Genomic DNA, 5,071 nt, shown 5'->3' with positions numbered 1-5,071 from the left:
CCGCCCCCCCGGGGCCGGCGCCGCCCGGTGGCCCCGGGGGCCGCCGGGGGGCCCGGGGGGGGCGGCGCCCCCCCCCCCCCCTGGTTTTGGGGGCCCCCCCCCGGGCCCGCCCCCGGGGGCCCCTTCCGGCGTTCGGGGCCGGTCCTCGGGCGGGCGGCGGCGTCACCCGGTCGGGATCGTCACACCGCGGTGCGCGCGACCACCGGCCGGGCTGACGGCGCTCGCCGCGCCCGTCACGGACCGTGGCTAGGGCAGTTTCCAGTCGATGGGCTCGGCGCCCTGCTTCGCGAGCAGCTCGTTGGCCTTGCTGAACGGCCGGGAACCGAAGAAGCCGCCGGCGGCGGACAGCGGGCTCGGGTGGACCGACTCGACGCACCGGTCGGCGCCGATGATCGGCTTGAGGGCGCGTGCCTGGCTGCCCCACAGGATCGCGACGAGCGGCGCGTCCCGCTCGGCCAGGGCCCTGATCGCCTGCTCGGTCACCGGCTCCCAGCCCTTGTTGCGGTGGGAGTTGGACTTGCCCGGCTGCACGGTCAGCGCCCGGTTGAGCAGCAGCACGCCCTGCTCGGTCCACGGGGTCAGGTCGCCGGTGGACGGCTTGGGGTGGCCCAGGTCGGACATGTACTCGGTGTAGATGTTGACCAGGCTCTTGGGGATCGGCCGGGTCTCCGGCGAGACGGAGAAGCTGAGGCCCACCGCGTGCCCCGGCGTCGGGTAGGGGTCCTGGCCCACGATCAGCACCCGCACCGAGTGGAACGGCTGCTGGAACGCCCGCAGCACGTTCTCCCCGGCGGGCAGGTATGTTCGCCCGGCGGCGACCTCCGCCCGCAGGAACTCGCCCATCGCGGCGATCCGGTCGGCCACGGGCGCGAGTGCCGCGGCCCAGCCTGCTTCCACTATTTCCTCGAGCGGACGTGCCACGACCGGACCCTATCTCAGTCGAGGCGTCGCAGTTCCTTGCGGTAGGTCAAGATGTTGTTCACGTACTTGTCCACGGCGAACTGCCAGGCGCCGTCCGGCACGACGTACCCCTCGCGCACCTTCGCGGGCACGCCGAGCGCCATCGACCGCGCCGGCACGTGGCCCTCGAACGACACCACCGCGCCCGCGCCGACGATCGCGCCGGTCTCCACCACGGCGCCGTTGAGCACGACCGAGCCCGAGGCGATCAGGCACCGGTCGGCGATGGTCGCGCCCTCGATGTGCACGTTGTGCCCGATTACGCACTCCGCGCCGATCAGCGTCGGGTGGACCTCCGTGCAGTGCACGACCGTGCCGTCCTGGATCGACGTCCGCGCGCCGACCTCGATGCGCCCGTAGTCGCCGCGCAGCACGGCCTGCGGCCACACCGAGGCGTGCGGGCCGATCCGGACGTCGCCGATCACCGTCGCGTCGGGGTGCACGTAGGCGTCCGGGTGGATCACCGGCTCGTAGTCGCCCAACGCGTAGATCGCCATCGACGTCCCTCCCGGCTCTCAGAGATCCTTCGCGAAGCAAAGGCTTTCCGGATGATGCCGGTACACGCCGAAGTTGTCGATGCGCGCGTATCCATTGGCGCGGTAGAGCCCGATCGCCTCCGGTTGGCGCAACCCGGTCTCCAGCACCATCCGCCGCCGGCCGGCCGCCCGCGCCGCCTCCTCCAGCGACGCCAGCACGCGCCGCGCCAGGCCGCGCCCGCGCACGGACTCGGCCACGTACATGCGCTTGATCTCCGCGTCGCCGGGGCGCAGCGGGTGCTCCGCGACGTCGTGGGCGCGCCAGCCGCCGCACGCCACCGGGACGCCGTCGAGGTAGCCGACGACGAAGTGCCCCAGGGGCGGGGCGAACTCCGCCGGGTCGACCGGCGTGACGTCCGCCTCGCCGTAGCGGTCCACGTAGACCTGCTGGATGTCGGCGATCAGCTTGACCGAGTCTGGATGGTCATACGCGAGCGTGCATAGTTCCACATCGGCCAGGCTACCTAGCGCCAGTGCTCCCAGCCAGGGGGTTTCTCGTACGCCCGGCCGTCCACGGTGACGCCGCTGCCGTGCCGGACGGTGCCGATGGTGCGCCAGCCCTCGGGGACCGCGGCCGGTTCGGGGAACGTCGCGGCGAGGGCGTGGTCCTCGCCACCGGTCAGCGCCCAGTGCCGGGCGTCCGCGCCGAGCGCGGTCGCCACGTCGATCAGCCGCGGGTGCACCTCCAGCAGCTCGGTGCGGATGTCGATGCCGATGCCGGACTCGTCGGCGATGTGCCCGAGGTCGGCCAGCAGGCCGTCCGACACGTCGATCATCGCGGTGGCGCCCGCCGCGGCGGCCTGGGGCCCGGCGGCGTAAGGGGGTTCGGGGTTCCGCTGGGCGCCGACGACCGCGACCGGGGAGCGGAACCCGCGCTGGAGCACGGCCAGCCCGCCCGCGGCCCAGCCGAGCCGCCCGCACACCGCGACGACGTCGCCGACCTGCGCGCCGGCCCGGGTCACGGGCTCCAGCCCGTCCATGTCCCCCATGGCCGTAACGGAGATCACCAGTGTCGCGGACGACACCATGTCGCCCCCGACCACGCCGGCCCCCGCCACGGCCGCCTCCTGCCACAGCCCGGCGGTGATGCCCTCGATGACGGAGGAGGGGGTGTCGGAGGGGCAGGCGAGGCCGATCAGCAGGGCGGTCGGCACCGCGCCCATGGCCACGACGTCGGCCAGGTTCACGGCCGCCGCCTTGCGCCCGACCTGCTCGGGAGACGACCAGTCGAGTCTGAAGTGGACGCCTTCGACCAGCACGTCGGTGGACACCACCACGCGGCCGTCGGGCGCCGCGACGACAGCCGCGTCGTCACCCGGCCCGAGCAGGGTGGTGGGCGGCTGCGTCCGACCTGCCGTCACCCGGCGGATGAGACCGAACTCACCCACCTCAGCGACCGTGTCCGCGTTGCGCGGCGGCTCCGGACGCAAGATTGCCTCCCGTTCTGAGCATTCGGAACCCCAACTGGGGTACGTTGCTGTGCACGTTCCTACCCCGACCTAACCTGTCGCGACGAAGGGGCACGCCGTGGTGCACGCATACATCCTCATCCAGACCGAGGTCGGGAAGGCAGCCGCCGTTGCGGCGGAGATTTCCGGCATCCCCGGTGTGGCCACCGCGGAGGACGTCACCGGCCCGTACGACGTCATCGTCCGCGCCGAGGCCGACACCGTCGACCAGTTGGGACAGCTCGTAGTCGCCCGGATCCAGAACGTGGAGGGCATCACGCGAACGCTGACCTGCCCTGTGGTCAACCTCTAGCGCCGTGTTGTCATAACCGCGTGGCACAGGAACCGGAACCCGCCTCGCTGCTCCCCCGACCGCTGCTCGTCGTCGCCCTCGGGCTGCCGGCGCTGCTCGCGGCGGGCGTCGCGGCCGTGGGCCTCTTCCTCGGCGCCGGCGGCAAGGACGACCCCGCCGACCCGTCGGCCGCGCACACCGGGCCCGTGGCGCTCGTGCCGGTGCCCGCGCCGAAGGCCGAGTCGGAGGAGTGCAAGGCCCTGCTGAGCGCCCTGCCGATGCAGCTCGTGTCGAACGGCGTCACGCTGCCGCGCCGCGAGCTGGCCTCGCCCGCGCCCGCCGGCGCGCTGGCGTGGGGTGACGCGGAGCACGAGCCCGTGGTGCTGCGGTGCGGCCTGGACCGTCCCGGCGACCTCAAGCCGACCTCCGAGCTGCGGGTGATCTCCGACGTGCAGTGGCTGGAGGTGTCCGAGGGCGGCGCGGCCACCTGGTACGTGGTGGACCGGCCGGTGTACGTGGCGCTGACCGTGCCCTCGGACGCCGGCACGGGGCCCTTGCAGGACGTCTCGACCACGATCCGGGACACCCTCGCCAAGGGCCCCGTGGACACCAGGGGTTAGCGCAGCCCCGTGCCGCGGGCCAGGGCGGTCTCGATGAGCGTGGTCAGCAGCGCGGGGTAGTCCAGGCCCGTCTCGGCCCACATCCGCGGGTACATCGAGATGGGCGTGAAGCCCGGCATGGTGTTGACCTCGTTGACGACCAGCTCGTCGTAGTCGGTGACGAAGAAGTCCACCCGGGCGAGCCCCTGGCAGTCCAGCGAGCGGAACGCCGTGACGGCCATCTGCCGCAGGTCGCGGGTGACGTGCTCGTCCAGCTTGGCCGGGATGTCGAACTCGCACACGTCGTCGAGGTACTTGGCGTCGAAGTCGTACCAGTCGACCTCGCCGCCGACGATGCGCAGCTCGGCGGGCAGGGACGCCTCGACGCGGCCGTCCGGGAACTCCAGCACGCCGCACTCGACCTCGCGGCCGGCGACGGCGGCCTCGATGATCACCTTCGGGTCGGTCTTGCGCGCCAACGCGATCGCGCTGTCCAGGTGCGCCCAGTCGACCACCTTCGAGATGCCCACGGACGACCCGGCGCGGGCCGGCTTGACGAACACGGGCAGGCCCAGGCGTGCGCGGTCGGCCTCGGACAGCGTGTCCTGCTCGCGGCGCAGCACGGCGTACTCGCCGACCGGCAGGCCCGCGCCCTGGAGCAGGCGCTTGGTGAACTCCTTGTCCATGGCGACCGCGCTGGCCAGCACGCCCGGTCCCACGTACGGGATGTCGGCCAGCTCCAGCAGGCCCTGGATGGTGCCGTCCTCGCCCCACGCGCCGTGCAGGACGGGGAACACGACCTCCACGTCGGCGAGCACCTCGCCGGGCGCGACGGGCACCAGCTCGGCGCCGGACACGGGGACCAGCGAGTTGACGGTCGGCAGCCGGCGGTCGCGCACCTCGAGCGCCCTGGTGTCGTCGGCGCCGATCACCCACGCGCCCGTCTCGGTGATGCCCACCGGCACGACGTCGAACCGATCCCGGTCCAGGTGCGGCAGGACACTGCCGGCGGACAGGCAGGAGACCATGTGCTCGCTGCTGCGCCCGCCGAACACCACGGCGACCTTGGTCTTGCGCTGTGTCATGGTTCGGACCCTACCCGGATGGCGTAACCCGCGATCGACACAGCACTCCCCGAACGTTCAACTCGGGGTACGTGAACGTAGGACACACGCGACCCGAACCTTTGTCACCCCCGCGAGGGCGAGGGGTAGCAACCCGGGGTGGGAACTTGGG

The 5,071-nt window shown here is 72.8% G+C and carries 7 protein-coding genes; 2 read left to right on the top strand and 5 right to left on the bottom strand.

The features are described from left to right. Positions 1 to 246: 246 nt before the first annotated feature. From ACFXGA_RS34395 to ACFXGA_RS34380, 4 genes are read right to left on the bottom strand one after another with little or no spacing between them, the layout of a single operon-like run. Complete coding sequence (locus ACFXGA_RS34395) at positions 247 to 921, bottom strand: uracil-DNA glycosylase (protein WP_378095312.1); 675 nt, start codon at positions 919 to 921, stop codon at positions 247 to 249. A 14-nt stretch (positions 922 to 935) separates the two neighbouring features. Beyond that, positions 936 to 1,457 (bottom strand): gamma carbonic anhydrase family protein, encoded by a 522-nt coding sequence (locus tag ACFXGA_RS34390; protein ID WP_378095310.1) that lies wholly within the window; start codon positions 1,455 to 1,457, stop codon positions 936 to 938. A gap of 18 nt (positions 1,458 to 1,475) precedes the next feature. Then, the gene (locus ACFXGA_RS34385) at positions 1,476 to 1,946 is read right to left on the bottom strand and encodes a GNAT family N-acetyltransferase (RefSeq protein ID WP_378095308.1); all 471 of its coding nucleotides are present in this window, start codon (positions 1,944 to 1,946) and stop codon (positions 1,476 to 1,478) included. Positions 1,947 to 1,960: 14 nt separating this feature from the next. Beyond that, positions 1,961 to 2,926 carry a thiamine-phosphate kinase gene (locus ACFXGA_RS34380; RefSeq protein WP_378095306.1) on the bottom strand — a complete coding sequence of 322 codons (966 nt, stop codon included), beginning with the start codon at positions 2,924 to 2,926 and terminating at the stop codon, positions 1,961 to 1,963. A 97-nt stretch (positions 2,927 to 3,023) separates the two neighbouring features. Here ACFXGA_RS34380 and ACFXGA_RS34375 point away from each other — a divergent pair, with 97 nt between their 5' ends. Together ACFXGA_RS34375 and ACFXGA_RS34370 are read left to right on the top strand one after the other, a co-directional pair. Further along, a complete protein-coding gene (locus ACFXGA_RS34375) occupies positions 3,024 to 3,257 on the top strand; it encodes an Lrp/AsnC family transcriptional regulator (protein ID WP_378095304.1) in 234 nt (77 codons plus the stop codon). 20 nt (positions 3,258 to 3,277) lie between these two features. Then, entirely contained in the window at positions 3,278 to 3,856 is a 579-nt protein-coding gene (locus tag ACFXGA_RS34370; RefSeq protein WP_378095302.1) for a DUF3515 domain-containing protein, read from the top strand. On the opposite strand, the gene ACFXGA_RS34365 is transcribed toward ACFXGA_RS34370, so the two are convergent. After that, complete coding sequence (locus ACFXGA_RS34365; protein ID WP_378095300.1) at positions 3,853 to 4,920, bottom strand: D-alanine--D-alanine ligase family protein; 1,068 nt, start codon at positions 4,918 to 4,920, stop codon at positions 3,853 to 3,855. The genes ACFXGA_RS34370 and ACFXGA_RS34365 overlap by 4 nt on opposite strands. Positions 4,921 to 5,071: the final 151 nt, after the last annotated feature.

Origin of the sequence: Actinosynnema sp. NPDC059335, from assembly GCF_042752395.1 — a bacterium.
Taxonomy (GTDB): Bacteria; Actinomycetota; Actinomycetes; order Mycobacteriales; family Pseudonocardiaceae; genus Actinosynnema.
Note: the sequence above shows the minus strand (reverse complement) of the source record. Positions and strands in the feature narration are given on the sequence as shown.

Bases quoted from the DNA above. Each gene is read 5' to 3' on its own strand.
- ACFXGA_RS34390 (WP_378095310.1), bottom strand. From the start codon at position 1,457: ATGGCGATCTACGCGTTGGGCGACTACGAGCCGGTGATCCACCCGGAC.
- ACFXGA_RS34365 (WP_378095300.1), bottom strand. From the start codon at position 4,920: ATGACACAGCGCAAGACCAAGGTCGCCGTGGTGTTCGGCGGGCGCAGC.